Annotated in this window: 23 protein-coding genes; 7 read left to right on the top strand and 16 right to left on the bottom strand. The window is 39.5% G+C overall.

The features are described from left to right. Positions 1 to 16: 16 nt before the first annotated feature. The 8 genes from O2Q26_RS04585 to O2Q26_RS04550 form a co-directional block, all read right to left on the bottom strand. A complete protein-coding gene (locus O2Q26_RS04585) occupies positions 17 to 280 on the bottom strand; it encodes a hypothetical protein (RefSeq protein ID WP_115824321.1) in 264 nt (87 codons plus the stop codon). Positions 281 to 295: 15 nt separating this feature from the next. Continuing rightward, positions 296 to 490, bottom strand: a complete 195-nt coding sequence (locus O2Q26_RS04580; protein WP_074736342.1) for a hypothetical protein — start codon at positions 488 to 490, stop codon at positions 296 to 298. A gap of 67 nt (positions 491 to 557) precedes the next feature. Continuing rightward, positions 558 to 998 carry a hypothetical protein gene (locus O2Q26_RS04575; protein WP_289214771.1) on the bottom strand — a complete coding sequence of 147 codons (441 nt, stop codon included), beginning with the start codon at positions 996 to 998 and terminating at the stop codon, positions 558 to 560. A gap of 411 nt (positions 999 to 1409) precedes the next feature. Continuing rightward, a complete protein-coding gene (locus O2Q26_RS04570; RefSeq protein ID WP_289214770.1) occupies positions 1410 to 1643 on the bottom strand; it encodes a hypothetical protein in 234 nt (77 codons plus the stop codon). Positions 1644 to 1662: 19 nt separating this feature from the next. After that, entirely contained in the window at positions 1663 to 2685 is a 1023-nt protein-coding gene (locus tag O2Q26_RS04565) for a DnaD domain-containing protein (RefSeq protein ID WP_289214769.1), read from the bottom strand. Between the two features lie 11 nt (positions 2686 to 2696). Beyond that, positions 2697 to 3188, bottom strand: a complete 492-nt coding sequence (locus O2Q26_RS04560) for a helix-turn-helix domain-containing protein (protein ID WP_008590611.1) — start codon at positions 3186 to 3188, stop codon at positions 2697 to 2699. Positions 3189 to 3287: 99 nt separating this feature from the next. Continuing rightward, on the bottom strand, positions 3288 to 3611 hold the full coding sequence (locus O2Q26_RS04555) for a hypothetical protein (protein WP_008590613.1): 324 nt from the start codon (positions 3609 to 3611) through the stop codon (positions 3288 to 3290). Then, positions 3612 to 3842 (bottom strand): helix-turn-helix transcriptional regulator, encoded by a 231-nt coding sequence (locus O2Q26_RS04550; protein WP_035546713.1) that lies wholly within the window; start codon positions 3840 to 3842, stop codon positions 3612 to 3614. It lies immediately after the preceding gene. Between the two features lie 190 nt (positions 3843 to 4032). Here O2Q26_RS04550 and O2Q26_RS04545 point away from each other — a divergent pair, with 190 nt between their 5' ends. Continuing rightward, positions 4033 to 4455, top strand: coding sequence for a helix-turn-helix domain-containing protein (locus O2Q26_RS04545; protein ID WP_115895032.1), 423 nt, complete (start codon positions 4033 to 4035; stop codon positions 4453 to 4455). A gap of 38 nt (positions 4456 to 4493) precedes the next feature. On the opposite strand, the gene O2Q26_RS04540 is transcribed toward O2Q26_RS04545, so the two are convergent. Together O2Q26_RS04540 and O2Q26_RS04535 are read right to left on the bottom strand one after the other, a co-directional pair. Then, positions 4494 to 5468, bottom strand: a complete 975-nt coding sequence (locus O2Q26_RS04540; protein ID WP_289214768.1) for a GIY-YIG nuclease family protein — start codon at positions 5466 to 5468, stop codon at positions 4494 to 4496. A 184-nt stretch (positions 5469 to 5652) separates the two neighbouring features. Next, positions 5653 to 6303, bottom strand: coding sequence for a hypothetical protein (locus tag O2Q26_RS04535; RefSeq protein ID WP_289214767.1), 651 nt, complete (start codon positions 6301 to 6303; stop codon positions 5653 to 5655). A gap of 180 nt (positions 6304 to 6483) precedes the next feature. Here O2Q26_RS04535 and O2Q26_RS19015 point away from each other — a divergent pair, with 180 nt between their 5' ends. Then, positions 6484 to 7035 (top strand): ImmA/IrrE family metallo-endopeptidase, encoded by a 552-nt coding sequence (locus O2Q26_RS19015; protein ID WP_352232208.1) that lies wholly within the window; start codon positions 6484 to 6486, stop codon positions 7033 to 7035. Positions 7036 to 7057: 22 nt separating this feature from the next. Next, positions 7058 to 8230, top strand: a complete 1173-nt coding sequence (locus tag O2Q26_RS04525; RefSeq protein WP_289214766.1) for a site-specific integrase — start codon at positions 7058 to 7060, stop codon at positions 8228 to 8230. Between the two features lie 57 nt (positions 8231 to 8287). Here O2Q26_RS04525 and O2Q26_RS04520 read toward each other — a convergent pair whose 3' ends face one another. From O2Q26_RS04520 to groES, 3 genes are all read right to left on the bottom strand, one after another. Further along, positions 8288 to 10066, bottom strand: coding sequence for an ATP-dependent nuclease (locus O2Q26_RS04520; RefSeq protein WP_289214765.1), 1779 nt, complete (start codon positions 10064 to 10066; stop codon positions 8288 to 8290). Positions 10067 to 10389: 323 nt separating this feature from the next. Further along, complete coding sequence (gene groL, locus O2Q26_RS04515) at positions 10390 to 12024, bottom strand: chaperonin GroEL (RefSeq protein WP_253936570.1); 1635 nt, start codon at positions 12022 to 12024, stop codon at positions 10390 to 10392. A gap of 59 nt (positions 12025 to 12083) precedes the next feature. Beyond that, positions 12084 to 12368 carry a co-chaperone GroES gene (groES, locus tag O2Q26_RS04510; RefSeq protein ID WP_253936569.1) on the bottom strand — a complete coding sequence of 95 codons (285 nt, stop codon included), beginning with the start codon at positions 12366 to 12368 and terminating at the stop codon, positions 12084 to 12086. 256 nt (positions 12369 to 12624) lie between these two features. Here groES and O2Q26_RS04505 point away from each other — a divergent pair, with 256 nt between their 5' ends. The 3 genes from O2Q26_RS04505 to O2Q26_RS04495 are packed head-to-tail and all read left to right on the top strand — an operon-like array spanning position 12625 to position 14129. Continuing rightward, a complete protein-coding gene (locus tag O2Q26_RS04505) occupies positions 12625 to 13338 on the top strand; it encodes a CPBP family intramembrane glutamic endopeptidase (protein ID WP_289214764.1) in 714 nt (237 codons plus the stop codon). 1 nt (position 13339) lies between these two features. Further along, on the top strand, positions 13340 to 13552 hold the full coding sequence (locus tag O2Q26_RS04500; protein WP_289214763.1) for a DUF4305 domain-containing protein: 213 nt from the start codon (positions 13340 to 13342) through the stop codon (positions 13550 to 13552). A 22-nt stretch (positions 13553 to 13574) separates the two neighbouring features. After that, entirely contained in the window at positions 13575 to 14129 is a 555-nt protein-coding gene (locus O2Q26_RS04495; RefSeq protein ID WP_289214762.1) for a GNAT family N-acetyltransferase, read from the top strand. A 17-nt stretch (positions 14130 to 14146) separates the two neighbouring features. Here O2Q26_RS04495 and O2Q26_RS04490 read toward each other — a convergent pair whose 3' ends face one another. Next, positions 14147 to 15544 carry an MDR family MFS transporter gene (locus O2Q26_RS04490; RefSeq protein ID WP_289214761.1) on the bottom strand — a complete coding sequence of 466 codons (1398 nt, stop codon included), beginning with the start codon at positions 15542 to 15544 and terminating at the stop codon, positions 14147 to 14149. Positions 15545 to 15793: 249 nt separating this feature from the next. Between O2Q26_RS04490 and O2Q26_RS04485 the strand changes: the two genes are divergently transcribed. Next, positions 15794 to 16618, top strand: coding sequence for an SDR family oxidoreductase (locus tag O2Q26_RS04485; protein WP_289214760.1), 825 nt, complete (start codon positions 15794 to 15796; stop codon positions 16616 to 16618). Between the two features lie 46 nt (positions 16619 to 16664). Here the strand turns inward: O2Q26_RS04485 and O2Q26_RS04480 are convergent, their stop codons facing one another. Further along, complete coding sequence (locus O2Q26_RS04480) at positions 16665 to 17321, bottom strand: redox-sensing transcriptional repressor Rex (protein WP_289214759.1); 657 nt, start codon at positions 17319 to 17321, stop codon at positions 16665 to 16667. 24 nt (positions 17322 to 17345) lie between these two features. Next, positions 17346 to 17822, bottom strand: coding sequence for a cyclic pyranopterin monophosphate synthase MoaC (gene moaC / locus O2Q26_RS04475; protein WP_289214758.1), 477 nt, complete (start codon positions 17820 to 17822; stop codon positions 17346 to 17348). Positions 17823 to 17962 lie beyond the last annotated feature (140 nt).

The raw sequence follows: 17962 nt of genomic DNA, 5'->3' as shown, positions 1-17962 counted from the left end.
ATAAACCTACACTCCTTTAAAAGATCACCTGACTGTCAATGTATTCAGCGATAGCTGTAGCTCCCATTAGAACGACAAGTCCAACGGCACCACCAATGAACCACACGATAGAGCTTTGGCGGCCTCTAACTCCACCCCAGATAAGATGGTAGGCTCCTATACCAAAAGCAATGGCAGCCGAGATAATACCCAAAAGCTGCATGGCGGTTAAAATTGATGCCCCTGTAGATTGTAAATTACTAATGGCAGCAAGCATGGAATAATCTGCAAAGTACTTCATTAAAATCTCCCCTTATTAAATATTTTTGTTCTTGTTTTCTTCATCCACCCCTTTGTAATGGAGCAATGACTTCATAACGACATCTTGGTTTTGTTGAATGTAGTCTTGATGTTTTTCATGAAGCCACTCATTGTAAGAAATGTCTTGGATGGTTAGCAGTGTCTGAACTAAGTCTTTTGATTGCTTAAGTTCACGATTAGTAACGCCCATTCACCTTCACCCCCTTTCAAGGTTTTTATCCATAAAAAAAGAAGCGATCTATTAAAGATCACTTCCATTAGGATGAAGTTTCGTTGATGAATTTTTGTATAGCTTGTTCCCTATCTTCAAGGGTTTGGTATTTCTGTGTTTTTAAGGAGATACGGTTCTGTAATTGTCCACCCTCATAATAACTTAGAGATTGGAAGAGTTCATTACCTTCCAAACCTATTTCATTCAGATCCATATCCCCATCAAGAATTTTTTGATTCTGAGCATTAATTTCTTTCACATTAATTTCTTCAATATTCTCTTCCACTACCTTGATATATTCATCTCTTTTTTCTTCCTCAGACGCATCAGTTACTAAAATATAAACATTGTCACTGTCTTGCAGAGTTTCTTTCATCTCACCTGGTGATAATGACTCGACTTGACCTGTGGCTCCTTGAGATCCGCAACCAACTAGGATTAAAACTACAACAAATCCAGCCAAACCACCGACCCAACGCTTTGCCATCAGATCAATCTCCTCTCAAGTGATTTGTATAACGATTCTAACACCTACTCAAATATAAATCCACATTATGGAAGATAGATCTTTATTATTAATGATTGTTTATGGCGAGATACAATCAACCCTATGTAGAAGGATTATTCTTTCTACAATGCACAACGTTTCTAGCCTATACGAAGAACTTTATGTATCTAGGATAAACTATACATAGCTTCATCAGTTTATACCTCACTTTATATAAGTAAACCATAATAGATACAACGCTTACCGGGTCACAAGATGCGTTTCACGTAACACGCACCAAACGGTCATCGACTGTTAGGAAAGTTCTATGACCTTTCAGTTTCCTAACGTAGATATATACTTTTCAATGTTCAATATGTGCTATTTAAGCACGTGTTAAAATCGTTATATTTACTTCACAGGTTTCAGCTCACTCATAGGGTTTTTGCGTTTAGCAATGGTTCTGAATTGATCATCTTTTACGGTTCGAATTCGATAATAGATACTGGCCAGCTTTTCAGTAGTACCATGACGATCAACCGCCCAAATACCACGCACATCATATTTTTTTCCTTCAAAGGTTTTTACATTGTCAGCTTGTGAAGCAATGTCATAATAAGCAAAGTGTTTTTTATTTGATTTCACCTTATCTTACCTCCCAAGTTTATGGTTCTCCCGCCACACTAAGCTTTAATTGTTCTAATAAAATGTCTATAGCTGAGCATTTACCATCCCTGATAGAAGCTATATCTTCTTCGGAAAGATTATATCGATCATCAATGGATTCAAGAATATTCTCTCTCGATCTTTTTAGCTTAATCGCTAACTCAATGATTCGAGCTGTATCTTCGATGCCAGGTTTTTTATTTATATGATGCTTTTCTTGTTCTTCACGGTTTTTAAACCATTCCGGTAATACTTCCTGACTTTGTGATTGTTTGGAATACGTAGTTTTATTAGCCTGCTTGTTCTTATATTCAACTTCTTCAGCATCCGCCTGTTCTACTGTTCGTATCCCTTTATTTATCCAGGATTGAAGGATGCTCTTAACGTAGCCCCATGTCGGTTTATTTCGGTCTAAGGAACGCTTCATAGCCTCCAAAATTAATGGATCCCCAAGGTCTTCAACCCATTTCACTATTTCTTCTGAGATTTGAGGACGTATAATCCCAAAGTTGTTTTGGTAAAACTGAATGCTGTCACAATCCAATCGTTCAGAAGTTGTTGTAGTAATGAATTCTTTTACATTCTTAACTTCTTTAAGTTCTCTGCCATTCTTGTATGTGTCTTTCTGCTGTCTCTCTGATGACGAGGAGTTGTCGTCTTGCTGTTTTTCTGCTGTTGTTTTGTTGTCGTATTCTTCATCGTTAGATTGATAAATCCCCCAGTTTTCAACGGTTATTACACTATATTTGTTGGTGGTATTTATACTAATGACACTGTCTTCCTGAAGTATTTTTATATAGTCACGAACGGTGGATTCATTCATACTTAATTCAGAAGCAGCTTTTTTACGGCCAAATATAAATTGTCCAGGTTTAAGAGTAACCTTTTGCCTCCCTACTCTCGATTCTGTACTTTTATGGCTTGCCTTCGTCAGACAATAAATGAACACTTTTAACAACTTCTCATTTTCGAAAATTTCACTATGAAGAATTTTACGATGCAGCTTTAACCACCCCTGCACAACCTCACCTCCTAATTTAATAATCTCTTAGAATATAGAGTTTGGTGATGATCCTTCCAAAGCTTTAGCCAATTGATTTCATATCTTTCACAAACAGTAGCTAAATACAGGGTAGAGAAATGAATAACACCAGTCATAATTTCAGCTGATTTCCGTATGTCATGAATCTTAATAGAGTGCTTATCGTGTAATTTTGCAGTTAAATTTACATTAGCTAATACATTAATAGCCTTCTGTAGTTCTTCCTCTAATAGAAGTTGTAAGAGAAAATTATCCTCTTCTACTTCCGGTCCCTCTAAGCGAGAGATCCCCCACCCAACATATTCATTAACAGCTTCAAGTGCTAACCAAGGATTGTTATACTTCTCAATAAAATATTTAGTGGATACAGGAGGAATCTTCCGTTCTCCCCCTTCCTGTTTAGAGATATACTCTCTTGACTGAAACATATCTACAGCTAACTGTTGCTGGGTTTTATTTTTGTTTTTCCTTAAATCCTTCATTAACTGCGCTGATTTGCTTTTATTAATAGTTTCCCCCTCCTTACTTATTGATTTGTACCATTGATTGCTTTCTCAGAGGTATATACTAGATTCATAGAGTCAAACAACACCAAAGTTTCTTTCCGGAGCAATATCATCAGATACATCAACATGATTTCTAATCCATGTAATGACTAAATCCTTGGGGTAAAGTGTCCGGCCACCTACATGAACTTTTGGAAAGTCCTTGCGCTTTAATACGTGAGCATCAAGAGATTGTACACTGACATTAAACACACGCTCAGCTAATTTTGTTCGATCAAGTAAATAGGGTAATTCCATTTCTTTCTGAACATCTTCCTGTGCTTTTTTAGCAATATCATAAAAAATATCATAAACCTTGTTATTAAAATCAGATTCGGGTTGCAGTTTAGCTTCAAACATCTACAACATCTCCTTATAAGTTTTTTGTTCCTTTAAGGAACATTGGTTTTCAAAAAAATTTGTCCACTTGAACTCTAGGGCAAAAGCTATGTCCTTCGCTGTTTCTACTGTAGGATTTTTAACTCCTGATTCAATATGGGTATAATAGCTTCTCGATATGTTTGATTTAATAGCTGTTTGTTGTTGCGTTAAATCCTTCTGAAGTCGAATCTCTTTTAACCACATCCTCAATTTATTCACCTCCTAAAGTTCCTTTAAGGAACATCTTACAATGTATTATAAGTTCCTTTAGGTAACATTGTCAACAATATCCATATAATTTTTTTACACTTTTAGGAACTTTTCTTTAAGTTACTTTGAGAAACATTTATAATGGATACATAACACACTTTAATCTAGTGAAAAGCATGGTGGTATTAACATGAATTTTTCAAACAGGCTGAAAAGATGCCGACAAATAAAAAAAGAGGAAAATCCAAATTGGACTCAAGATTATATTGCGAGGCAAATTGGCGTAGCTCGAACAACTTACACAGCTTACGAGAGAGGTACCAAAATTCCTACTTTAGATACTGTGAACAAGATCGCTGACCTTTTTGATGTATCCACCGATTACCTTTTAGGCCGTTCAGATATTTCAGATTATCAAGTGGATAAAAGCAATGAATTTGATTCCATAAAAGAAGTGAATAAATTGATGGACCAATATGGAATCGAAGATGCAGCTTTTTTTGATTTGGAAAAGTGGAAATCAATGAGTCCAGAGCAAATAAGGGAATTGGAAAGTTACTTTCAATATTTAGTGAAAAAATCTAAAGAACTCGAAGAAAAAGAAAATAAATAAAAGCAGGGAACTTCATTTTTTAATAAGTCCCTGCTTTTTCATATCCTATTATTACTTTCTTTAATATCTTTTTGATATTCTTTCATCTTCTTGACCAAGTTAAGACGAAAATTCGGATTGGATGGTAATACAAGTTCCAATGCTAATGTCCAGATATATTTTTTCCTCTTCTTATCACTGGTAAGAGTTGAAAAGATTTCGGTTTCTTTTATCTTATTTAAAATTAAGTCCGCGGCTTTTTCTTGGTTATTATTTTTAAACCGAACTTTAGTTATTATATTACCATGGGTTCGATTATAACCACCATATTCAACTGAAGCATTATATGCTCTTATAGCATAAGCCTCTAGTTCTTCTAGTATTGAAAATGTTGTAGCCTCTAAAGGGATTAGGCTAATATTAAATATATCTCCTGAATGATAATCATCATATACTTCAGGAAGATTAAATTCCACGGTATCTTTATACCTCTCCTTCTTTTTTGTTGGATTCATAACAAAATGCTCATAAGCCCTGCCGAATATCCTTCTTGATTTTCCAACATAGTAATTATCTTTTACAGTATTATGTATTATATAAATACCTGCGATGTTTTTAATACCCTTCTCCTCTCTTACATCTTTATTCCTAAGCACAATCAGTTCTTCTGGAGTAAACTTCTTCAAATTATTTCTTATAGTATCTAAGTCTTTTCTTGTATTTTCACTACTTGCCTTTATTTCAAATTGAACTTTTTTAAGACGAATATAATCTGGAGAAAGCTTAATAAGGGCGTCATAATCAGACCCATAATCCTCACTTATTTGCTTTAACCAATTAAGTTCATCTTCTGTTAGGTTATAATCAGGATCCTTTGCACTTAAAATCTGTCTTATCCAATCTCGCTCATCTTCTTTGATGGTCTGAACTGATAGTTTAACTGCTTTTTGATAATTGACCTCTTTTTTATGTTCTGTAATCTTTTTTTGATTTATCAACTGAATAATTTCCTCTTGAGATAATTCATCGCTCATACCGTATTATCCCCCTTCTTTGCAAAAAATCTAGGACATTAACATTTTTGCATTCAATATCCAGCCAATATTGCATAAAAGAAAACTTGAGATATCCCATAAAGCATAAATTGTTTAGCTACTGTTTGTCGTACCTTGTAATTCAAACACCTAGATTTCATTTTCTTACAGCAATCCATCTTCCTTATTCTAACAACTTTCCTAGGTTGAGTGAGATTGTTGACTTTTTAGCTGATTCTCTGAACATAAGCAAGATTTCATACTTGCACTCGGTTTGTTCTTTTAGACATTTCAGTAGGCTAGTATTTGTTAGAAGCTGTTTGCGTCGATCTTCACTGATATTTATTGCTAGAAAGATCCCCTTTTTATATTTATATCGTTTTATGAACTGATCGATTTTCACAATATCCTTTTTGATATCTTCATCTGTAAGCTTGGGGTTAGCTTTCACTTCGATAATTAGATCTTGATTTTCGAATGTGTTAGGTTCATGAATTAAAAAGTCAGGATAGTATATTCCATCGGTGCTCTGTACTCCAAATAATTGCTCAATTTCACTGCTTACTTGAGATTTACGAAGTTCAGCTTGCAAAATCACTCTGTCATCCAACTTATTCTTTTCCATAACCTTACGAAACTGATGATACAGTTCATAGCAGAAAACTCGCTCATGATGCTTACTCAAAAATGGTATTAACTTCTCACGTCTATTATCTTCAGTTTCAACATTATGGAAATTAAGCATAGAATGAATCCAATCCTGATTACCAAAATACACGTCTTCAACATTATTAAGTGCTTTTCGAAGAAAGTCTATATAGGTAGGAATATTCAAGTTCATCTCTCCATCCTAAATTTTTTCTTAGCTACAATAAAGCCTTCGACATATAACCATTTATTCCCTGCATAAAAAAACCTGTTAAATCTCTTCATCAGGATATTAATTTCAGCATTTCGTTTTCCGCAGAATCAAATTAATTTGTCTATCCTTACAAAAAACATTTTTTGTAAATAAATGTTGAACAAGGGAACATTTGTTCGTATAATGCTTGTAAGGATGGTGATTAGTTTGAAGTTTCCTTGCTACACAACCACAACCCTTGAAGACCTAATAACTAAATGGTATAAAACTCACAATTTTACAGAACCGACTGATTTAAGTGTTCATAACATTGGAATTGAGAACCAAATCTTTGTTGACTGTAGACCAACTCAAGCTAGTTATATGAAGGTAGGGGAGTTTCAAGAAATTGTTTTAGATAGTCGCCTTCCCCAGATAAAACAACGTGTGCAGTTCTTCCATGAGCTTTGCCACGCATTGAGACATGCTGGCAGGCAGTTAATAATGCCTAAAGATTTCTATGAGCTTCAAGAAAGAGATGCCAGACACTTCACTCTTTATGCCTCGTTACCCTACCACATGATTAAAGAGTACACGTTGAGTGATCCTGAAATCATTGATTTATGGTCTCAAGACTTTAATATTCCGTTAGATATATGCCAGGAACGACTGGAAAAAATAAAGCGCCGTCCTATTGTACCAGTCAAAAGACATTTTATAACTTAATATTTAGATAGGAGGTAAGATTATGGCATATATAAGAAAAAGAGGTAACAAGTGGACCTATCAAGTGGAATGGTTAGATCCAGTCACAGGAAAAAGAAAAACAAAGTCTAAGGGTGGTTTCACTAGAAAATCCGATGCAAGAATTGAAGCAGAGGAATTAGAAAGAGAGGTAAGGGAAGGTTCCTACATTGAAGAAAACAATATCACTCTCAACGAATTCGCTGATGAGTGGCTGATTTTCTATGCAAAAAACTCTAAGATTAGCTCGCATCGTGGGCGTACGAAAGAATTGAAGCATTTCAGAAGATATTTTTCGAAAATGAAGTTATCTGATATTACAAGAAAACACTATCAAGCATTTCTTAATGACCTACACGAAAAAGGATACGCCCACAATACCTTAGACGGGATCCATACTACTGGCCGAATGTTATTTAAGAAGGCGTTAGAATATAATCTTATTAAAACAAACCCAAGTGAATTCGCAAAGATTCCCAAGAGAATTGAAACAGTGGAAGAACTTGAGCAGAAAGATGAAACAATAAAATTTCTAGAGAAGAATGAACTAATAACTTTCTTAAAAACAGCTAAGGAAAAGGGGTTAGATAGAGATTTTATTATGTTCCTCACACTTGCCTATGGTGGCTTGCGTGTAGGAGAAATGCTGGCATTAAAATGGAATGATTTGAACTTCAATAATGAAACTATCCGAATTACAAAAACTTATTACAACCCGAACAATAATACAAAGGCTTATCAGCTGCTCACACCTAAAACAAAAGGCTCTATTCGTACAATCAAAATGGACAAGCAAGTGATGAGTGAGTTTAAGAAGTATTTAAATTACCAGAAAGAATTAAAAATAGCGCTGAAAGACCAATACAATAATTTTGGATTTGTTTTTGCTAAAGAGATTAATAATCCAGGCTATCCTGATTTTATAAAAACAGTAGAAAATCGGATGCGACGGTTATTAAAGTTAAGTGGCATTGAAAAGAATGTAACACCTCATTCTTTTAGACATACACACACCTCCCTATTAATCGAAGCAGGCGTAGGGACAAAAGAAATACAACAGAGATTGGGGCATGGGGACATTAATACAACTATGAACATATATGCTCACATTACTAAAGATATGGAACAAAAAGCCTCTCATAAATTTAGTGAGTTCATGAGAGGTGTCCTTGATTAAATAGTAAAATTATAACTTATAAAAGATGCACGTATTTTCTATGGAAGTGAAGTTTAGTTATCTAGTAATGGAAATTTCTTTAGAGGAATAAAGCCTCAAAAGAAATTCCCTAACATTAGAGTAATTACTTTTCAGATGATTAAACTTCTCACTTTCTTTTAATGATTTACAAACATATTTGGATAAATAAATTTTCATTGAGATAGATTCAAAATCTATCCTAGGTTTATCAAAGTTATTAATAACATTAATCTCACTAAGAAAGTTCAAAACATTCAAATCTTTATATGCAACACTATTTCTTTTATCTAAATCTTTAGCTTTTATTGTAGAGTATTTTTTATTTTTTAATATTTTATTAGCTGCATCTGAGATTATTTCTATAGGGATTAAGTCTTCTATTTCAAAGTTATTATTAAAGGTCCGGTTATCATCTGACCTAATGACATAGAAAAGGTTTAAATTTAAGCTTTCAGAACCTTTTTTTTGTTGTCTATCTAATTTACGTAGAACTTCTTTTCCTTTTTCATCGTAATCTAATAGACAATTAACTTCTGGAGAGAATTGTAAGTCATTGCAAAACTCTTTTAGAAACACAACATAACCAGGTAATTTATCAGCACCACCCGCCACCAAAATATTTGGAGGATCTATGTCAAACCATTGAGATAGAGCAATGATGTAATCTTTATCTATCTGGCCTTCCACTAATAGATTAAAGGGGGTTACGTGCCACCCATCGTTTCCTCCGATACCCATATGAGTTTTTATTTTTTCCACTTTCTCATAATCGCTATAACCAGTTACTTTTGTATTAACCTTGATAAACTGTTTCTCTGGTTTACGTGCATATTCTTTCACTTCATGATCTGCATCTAGAAGGTAAGTATTGTTTAAATCATTTAAATCAATAAAATGAGAAGAGTGAGTAGTAATAAAAACATTTAGATTTTCCGATATATCTTGCAATTGTTTAAATACTTCCTTTTGTAATCCTGGCTGTAAAAAGACCTCAGGCTCGTCCAGTGCCCAAATAACTTCTTCTGATGAATTTTTTGATACGTATTTTATTAAAGCTAGCAATAATAATCTCTGTATACCACTGCCTTTTGTGTCAAGTGGTCGATCATTAGAATCAATTAATGTATAGGATACTAAATTAGAAATTGCCTCTCTCAAAAAATCAAACTCAGGAAATATGACCTTTACATTCCAATCATGTGGGTTAACCTCGCCTACTTCACTCGTAAATTCATGAAGCTCTTGCGTAATACCACGTTCGATATTCGCAACTGCTGAGTTAGATTTTTTAATAAATTCATTTAGATGCTCTAGAGGCTCCGTCTGTTTCCTCCTTAAACGATCTAATCCTGGTAAAACTTCATCAGTAAAGTAATTAGAAATCAAATTAGGTAAATCTATATTATTTGATTCTATATAAACAAATTTAAAACGTTTCATAAATTCTTTTATTTGAGCTTCTGTCATAGTACTACCATCTTTTGTACCAGATAGTTCAAGAACATTTGATTGAGCTCTTCTAAAATATTTCGTACTTATAACATATTTACTACATTCTTCAGATAAGAATTCTAAGGATATATGTACTTTACTACCTCCAGCAGAACCCTCTGCTATATGATGTGGTACGTCTAAATTATGATTGAATTTTGATTTATCTAATGAAAAAAACAGATCTATTGCGCGCAAAAAATTGGTTTTACCTATGTTATTAGGCCCGCAAATCACTAATGGAGTACCACTATTATAATTCACGGTCATACTAGATATAGATCTATAGTTTGCAATTTTCACTTTTTTAATATGACATTTCACTGTGTAATCACTCTTTCTATAAATAAATTGACATTGCTCCTATGACATAAGTACTTATAGTTCTATTTAATCACATATAACCTTAACTTTGTGTACTCTCCTCGTATTTTGCATATAATTTTAGAATTCTCATACAACACCTTTATCAAGTAAAAATTCTTTATTGATTTTCTTATCCGATAAAAAAATGGCCCCTCAAAGTTAAATGAACTTCAAGGAGGCCATTAAATCCTGACTTAATTTCAAAGAAATCCAGTCAAAATCCAGTCAATATTCATTTATAGGGTTTCAAATCCTTGTGTAGCAAAGGGTTTGAGGACAGCTTACATCATGCCGCCCATTCCACCCATGCCGCCCATGTCTGGCATACCGCCACCAGAACCTTCTTCTTCAGGAAGGTCTGCGACTACCGCTTCAGTAGTCAGGAACATAGCGGCAACAGATGCTGCGTTTTGAAGTGCAGAACGTGTTACCTTCGTTGGGTCGACGATACCTTGCTCGACCATGTTGACCCATTCGCCTGTTGCGGCGTTGAAGCCGATGCCGACTTTTTCGCCTTTAAGGCGTTCGACGATGATGGATCCTTCTAGTCCGGCATTGTGTACGATTTGGCGTACAGGCTCTTCAAGGGCACGTAGTACGATGCTTGCGCCTGTTGCTTCGTCGTCCTGCAGGCCTAGGCTTTCTACTGCGTTGATGATGTTAACGAGGGCGGTTCCGCCTCCGGCTACGATGCCTTCTTCTACAGCTGCTCTTGTAGAGTTCAGGGCATCTTCAATGCGCAGTTTACGTTCTTTAAGTTCTGTTTCTGTTGCGGCTCCTACTTTGATCACCGCTACGCCGCCTGATAGTTTAGCCAGACGTTCTTGTAGTTTTTCTTTGTCGAATTCAGAAGTGGATTCTTCTGCTTGGGCACGGATTTGAGATACGCGGGATGCGATTTGCTCAGGGTTTCCGGCACCTTCGACGATGGTTGTGTTTTCTTTAGTGATAACGGCTTTGGACGCGCGTCCTAGTTGATCAAGTGTTGTGTTCTTCAGATCCAGTCCTAGATCTTCTGTAATGACTTGACCTCCAGTAAGTGCTGCGATATCTTCAAGCATGGCTTTACGGCGGTCGCCGAAGCCTGGTGCTTTAACGGATACAGCATTGAATGTTCCGCGAAGTTTGTTCACAACGATGGTTGCTAGTGCTTCGCCTTCTACGTCTTCAGAGATCAATAGAAGTGGCTTGGACTGTTGTACAACCTGCTCAAGCACTGGAAGAACTTCCTGGATGTTGTTGATTTTCTTATCTGTAATTAAGATGTAAGGATCTTCAAGAACCGCTTCCATTTTATCCTGGTCAGTGACCATGTATGGAGAAGCGTATCCGCGGTCGAATTGCATACCTTCTACCACTTCTAGTTCTGTGTTGAATCCTTTAGATTCTTCAATTGTAATAACTCCGTCGTTACCTACGCGCTCCATTGCTTCAGCGATAAGCTGTCCTACTTCATTATCTGAAGCTGAGATGGAAGCTACCTGGGAGATCGACTCGCGGCCTTCGATTGGCTTTGAGATTTTGCGCAGCTCGTCTGTTGCAAGGGCTGTCGCTTTTTCGATTCCGCGGCGGATGCCTACTGGGTTCGCGCCGGATGTTACGTTTTTCAGGCCTTCACGGATCATAGCCTGCGCTAGTACAGTTGCGGTTGTTGTACCGTCACCTGCTACGTCGTTTGTTTTAGAAGCTACTTCAGATACGAGTTGAGCTCCCATGTTTTCGAAGTGATCCTGAAGTTCGATTTCTTTAGCGATCGTTACCCCGTCATTTGTGATCAGTGGGGAACCGAATTTTTTATCCAAAACGACGTTACGTCCTTTTGGTCCTAATGTTACTTTAACGGCATCTGCCAATGTATCTACTCCGCGAAGCATCGCGCGGCGTGCGTCTTCACTGAATTTAATTTCTTTAGCCATGAAAAAATGCCCTCCTTATCAAAATTCGTATCGATTCAAAAGATTAGTGGTTCTGCGTGTTATTGCACGACGGCTAGAATATCACTCTCGCGAATGATTAAGTATTCATTTCCTTCGAACTTGACTTCTGTACCCGCGAACTTGGAATAAATGACGTGGTCGCCCTGGCTTACTTCCAGTGCTGCTCTCTCTCCATTGTCCAATACGCGGCCCGTACCGACTGCTACGACTTTACCTTCTTGAGGCTTTTCTTTTGCAGAGTCCGGAAGTACGATTCCGCTTGCAGTAGTTTGTTCTTCTTCTACTAATTCAATAACAATACGATCACCTAATGGCTTTAACAATTAGGACACCCTCCTTAGTCAGGTCAATATTCGATATTTGTCGTTTATTAGCACTCTCACATAGTGAGTGCTAACACAACTCTTATCATAAGCAATTCACTATCGATTTTCAAGTAGAAACTATCAATTTTTTTACAACTTTTTCTGACAAAATTCTCAAAGGGAGGAACCCTTATTCTTATTGGTTGTTTTTAAATTGTGATAAAATACATATCGTATAGTTAGATCCGTTTTTTACAATAAAGGAGTCATTCACATGCCAAAACGATATTGGTACATTATTATTACGTACGTGGCCACTCAGCTTTCAGCGCTTGTTGGTGTGCCTGTTTTATATGGGTTGCTTGGGTTCGGTGAGACGGATGCGATCACGATCTGGTCCGTGCTGAGCTTTACGATTGCAACGATCATCATTTTGCGTCTGCTTAAACCGGATATGATGGAAGCTCAAACACGGGAGGATAGGTCCAGTTCTGGGAAAATCGTTCTCTGGTCTATTGCTGGTGTATTTCTTGCCCTGTTCGCTCAAGGAATTGCGGCTTTAATTGAAACGAATATTTTCGGGATTCCGACAGGATCAGAAAACACGATGCAGCTCATGAACATCGCACGGGAATCTCCCCTATTTATTCTTTTACCCGTTGTGTTTGCACCTATAACGGAGGAGATCATTTTCCGTAAAGTTATCTTCGGTCAGATGTATAAAAGGTTCAACTTCTTACTGGCAGTGCTCGTCTCATCTCTCGTATTCGGGGCGTTCCACTTCGACTTCACTCATATGCTCGTCTATTTCTCTATGGGTGTCGTGTTCGCTTTTCTTTATGTAAAAACGAAAAGCATCATTACGCCGATTGTCGCTCATATGGCGATGAACTCGTTTGTAGTCCTGTCACAGTACTTCTATACCGAAGAGGATATCCGCCGGATGCAGGAGCAGCTGCAGACGATCGTAACTGGAGGGTTCTTATAATATGAAAGCTTCTCCTCTGACGATGGCCGCGATTTACTTTTTCATGGGCGTGGCGTTTACGTATATCGCAGCGCAAATGACAACGGGGTCCTTATGGAACTTTCAAACGCTTCTTCCGGTCATCATTGCGACGTTCAATTTTGCCGTGACGGTACGTTTGATTTCGATTCACTTCAAAATCAAACAGTCGAAAAATAATAATAACAAAAAATGACGGACATGGAGGCTGAGGGCTTATGGAACCGATCCTGCGTGGTCCCCGTGTCCACCTGGGGCCAGTCACCGACGAACATTTAGATACGATATCGAAATGGTTCAACAATTCTTTTTTTCTGCGTCGGCTGGACGCTTTTCCGGCCCGACCGAGGTCTGTTGATTCTTTGAAGGAATGGCGTAATGAAGCGGCTGACAGCAACACGGAATTCATCTTCTCCATTTGTGAAGGAGATACGTTCATCGGCTATGTGTCGCTTGACGGTATTCTCTGGAACCAGCGGAACGGCTGGCTGGCCATTGCCATCGGCGATCCTTCACACCAAGGAGAAGGATATGGAACGGAAGCGATGAAGCTGCTCATCGACTATGCGTTCTACGAGCTGAACCTGCACCGTTTGCAATTGACGGTCTTCGAGTACAACCAGCCTGCGATCTGGCTGTATGAAAAATTAGGTTTTACGTATGAAGGCGCCCAGCGTGAGTTCATCTTACGGGACGGCGGCCGCTACGATATGTTCATGTACGGATTACTCAGTCATGAATGGGATGAAAAAAACGCGCAGGAGCCAAGATAAAGCTCCTTGCGCGTTTTTTATTTGTCATCCTGTACGCCTTTTAATATGAAAGAGAACGGGATAGCGAGAATTAAGATGCCGGCCGAAACGAGAAACGCTTCATTCAGCGTCTGCAGTGTTGCCGCCTGCATGTCGATATCCGGGGCAGCAGCGATCTGCGCCCGTCGTACTTCATAGTAGATCGAAAAAAAGACGATCCCTAAAGAAGATGAAATTTGACGGATGATATTGTTCATCGCTGAGCCTTGAGCGACGAGATGCTCAGGGATGGAGTTCATCCCCGACGTTGTCGCCGGCATATTTCCCATGCCCATGCCGATACCACGGATGGCGTTCAGAACGAGAATCAGCCAATACGGGGTCGATAGCTTCAGCATACCAAGGCCGATCGTTGCTCCGGCCATGATTGCAAGTCCCGGCGGCACGACGTACCGCGGTCCTTTTTTATCGAGCAGCCTGCCGCCAAGCGACATGAAAATACCACTTGCCGCTGCGGCTGGCAGGAATAAGAGACCTGTCATGACTTCATTGAGCCCATACACATTCTGGATGAGTAAAGGCAGCAGAAAGATTCCGGAGAATAAACCGATCGATGCCGAGGAGGTCACGAGGATCGACACGGAATACGTCGGCACCTTGAATACGGATAGATTCAGAAGCGGATCTTCCTGGCGATTTTCATAAAAGACGAAAACGACGATAGCGATGAGTCCAGAGGCGATCAGCGTAACATTGAGCGGGTCAGCAAGCATGCTGATCTCACGGCCACGTCCCAGCGCAAACAGAATGGCGCCGATTCCGAGCGTAATAATCACAAACCCTGGTAAATCGAATCGCTTGTTCGGATCGGTTTCTGTCCGCTCAAGAAACTTAGCGGATAAGGCCAGTCCAATCAATCCGAACGGGATATTGATGGCGAACAGCCAAGGCCAGTCGAGAAACTGGATGAGAAATCCTCCGATCGTCGGGCCGATGGCGGGCGCGACCATGGCGGCTACCCCATATACTCCAACAGCCAGTCCGCGTTCATGGCGCGGAAAGGAATTGAATATAAGAGCCATCGCGATCGGCATGATCAGACCACCGCCCATCCCCTGGATCGCCCTGGAAATAATGACCATCGACAATGTTTGAGACAGCAGGCCTGAAATTGAGCCTACGATGAACAGGCTGAGTCCTGCCAGATAGACTTTCTTTTTCCCGAACCGATCTCCGAAATAACCGGTCAGCGGCATCGTCATCCCCATGGCTACCATGAAGATTGTCAGTATCCAGCCGACGGAAACGGCGTTCGAATCAAATACCTCGATAAAGCGGGGCAGAATCGGGTTAAGCATGCTGTTGTTCAGGATGACGGTAAACGTCCCAAACAGGACGGAAATAACGACCAGCCATTTTGTAGGTATTTTGCTCATAAGCGGCCTCCTCTCTATTTATTTCGGAACTCGAACTAATCCTTACTATATCACTGTAAACAATGGTTCTCTATTCTTGTGCCTCGTTTGATGAGAAGCTTCTAATTTTAAGCCTTTTAAAATATTCCACCAATCGCCGTTCGCAAACATAAGAAACCGATTGGAAGCGTTTTTACTTAAAATGGGTAGGTTTACCTCTGAAAAAGCATGGGTAATCAGCTATATACATCATAAGGAGGTACGATGAATATGGGTAGACTAGATCAGAAAGTAGCTGTCGTGACCGGTGCAGCTACCGGCATCGGTGAAGCGACGGTCAAGCTTTTCGCAAACGAAGGAGCCACTGTGGTTTGTGCAGATATAAATGAAGAACAAGTGGAGGATACGGTGCAGAAAATTAAAGAGGATGGCGGCAATGCCGAATATCATTACTTGGACGTATCGGTCGAAGAAAGCGTACAGAACTTGGCCGATCATTTAAAAGAAACATACGGATCGATCGATATCCTGTTCAACAATGCAGGCATTGATGAAGAAGGTGGAAAAGTACACGAATATCCTGTGGAGCTGTTCGACCGGATCATTTCCGTCGATTTACGCGGCACATTTTTATCGAGCAAGTACTTAATCCCTTTAATGTTAGAAGGCGGCAGTGGTTCGATCATCAACACTTCATCCATGTCAGGAAGAGCCGCAGATTTGGACCGCTCCGGTTATAACGCAGCCAAAGGCGGCATTACGAATTTCACGAAAGCGATGGCGATTGATTACGCCCGGGAAGGCATCCGTGTCAATTCTATTGCCCCAGGCACGATTGAAACTCCGCTGATCGATGAACTTGCCGGTTCCAAGCAGCAAGACCAGGGAAAAGAATTCAGAGAGGCCAATAAGTGGGTGACTCCTATGGGACGCTTAGGCCGTCCGGAAGAAGTGGCTGATGTAGCTTTATTTTTAGCATCTGATGAAAGCTCGTACGTTACAGGTGAAGATATAACCGTCGATGGCGGTCTCATGGCGTATACATGGCCTGGGAAAATGCTTATTGACGAAAAATGGAAAAATACAACGGAATAATACACAAATAAAGCCCCGCTCGTGATGAACGGGGCTTTGCTTTTGCTTATAATTCGTCTTCTAGTTCTCCGTCCAGCGGATAATGCTTGAGAAAATAGACGAGTGCCTGCAGCTCGACCGCCAAATCAATATGATGCACACGAACGCTCGAAGGCACAGTGATACGAGCCGGCGTGAAGTTAAGCACTCCGGAAATGTTCGCTTTCACTAACCGATCGGCAATGCCCTGCGCCGCCTGGGCGGGCACGGTCAAAATCGCCACCGAAATGCCATCGATGTATTCCTCTAATTCATCTATATGCTTGATCGGTACGCCGCCGACCGTATCACCGATTCGATCGTCGCTTGCATCGAAGGCAATTTGGATTTTCGTATTATTGTTTTTCGTGAAATTGTAATTTAAGAACGCGGTTCCGAGGTTTCCGACGCCGATGAGGGCGACGTTCGTCGTTTCGTCCTGATCGAGCGTTTTTCTGAAAAAGGACAGCAGGTATTCTACGTTATACCCATACCCCTTCTTACCGAGGGCTCCAAAATACGAAAAATCGCGCCGTATTGTAGCGGAATCTACCTTAACCGCTTCACTGAGCTCTTTGGAGGAGACTCTCATTTTCCCCTGGCTGTGGAGATTGTTAATAAATCTATAGTACAGCGGAAGACGTTTCGCTGTTGCTTGTGGAATCTTTGCGTTTTCTATATCCATCCTCTAAACCTCCTCTTACCGTTCCTATCTCTGGTAATCGCCGGATTTGCCTCCTGTTTTTTCTTCCAGATAAGTAGCTCCAATAACGATTCCCTTGTCTACGGCTTTACACATGTCGTACACGGTGAGCGCCGTCGCAGACGCGGCCGTTAACGCTTCCATTTCAACCCCTGTGCTCCCCTTCGTCTTAACCGACACTCGGATGAGCAGCGTATAGCTTTCCTCTGTTTCCCAATCGAACGTGACATCGATTCCTTTAAGGGGAAGCGGATGACACATCGGGATCCAGTCAGGCGTTTTCTTAGCGGCCATGATGCCAGCTACTTGAGCGACCGATAGCACGTCGCCCTTCTCTATGTCACCATTTGTGATTTTATGATAAATCGTTTCGTTGACTTCGACACTTGTTCGTGCAACGGCCGTTCGAACAGTATCATTTTTCTCAGAGATATCTACCATTCGGGCCCGGCCCTGCTCATTGAAATGAGTGAATTCTGACATGCTCGGACTCCTTTAACTTTTTTACAGCTTAGTTACTCAAACATTACTCCTATTTTACCAAAAAATCAAACGGAAATGTTACATCATTCACAATCTAAAGGCCCCTCTTCTTGCTACTCTCATCCTATATAAGATACACT

This window comes from Halobacillus campisalis (assembly GCF_030345335.1).
Lineage (GTDB): Bacteria > Bacillota > Bacilli > Bacillales > Halobacillaceae > Halobacillus_A > Halobacillus_A campisalis.
This window is presented reverse-complemented; position numbering and strand designations above follow the sequence as displayed.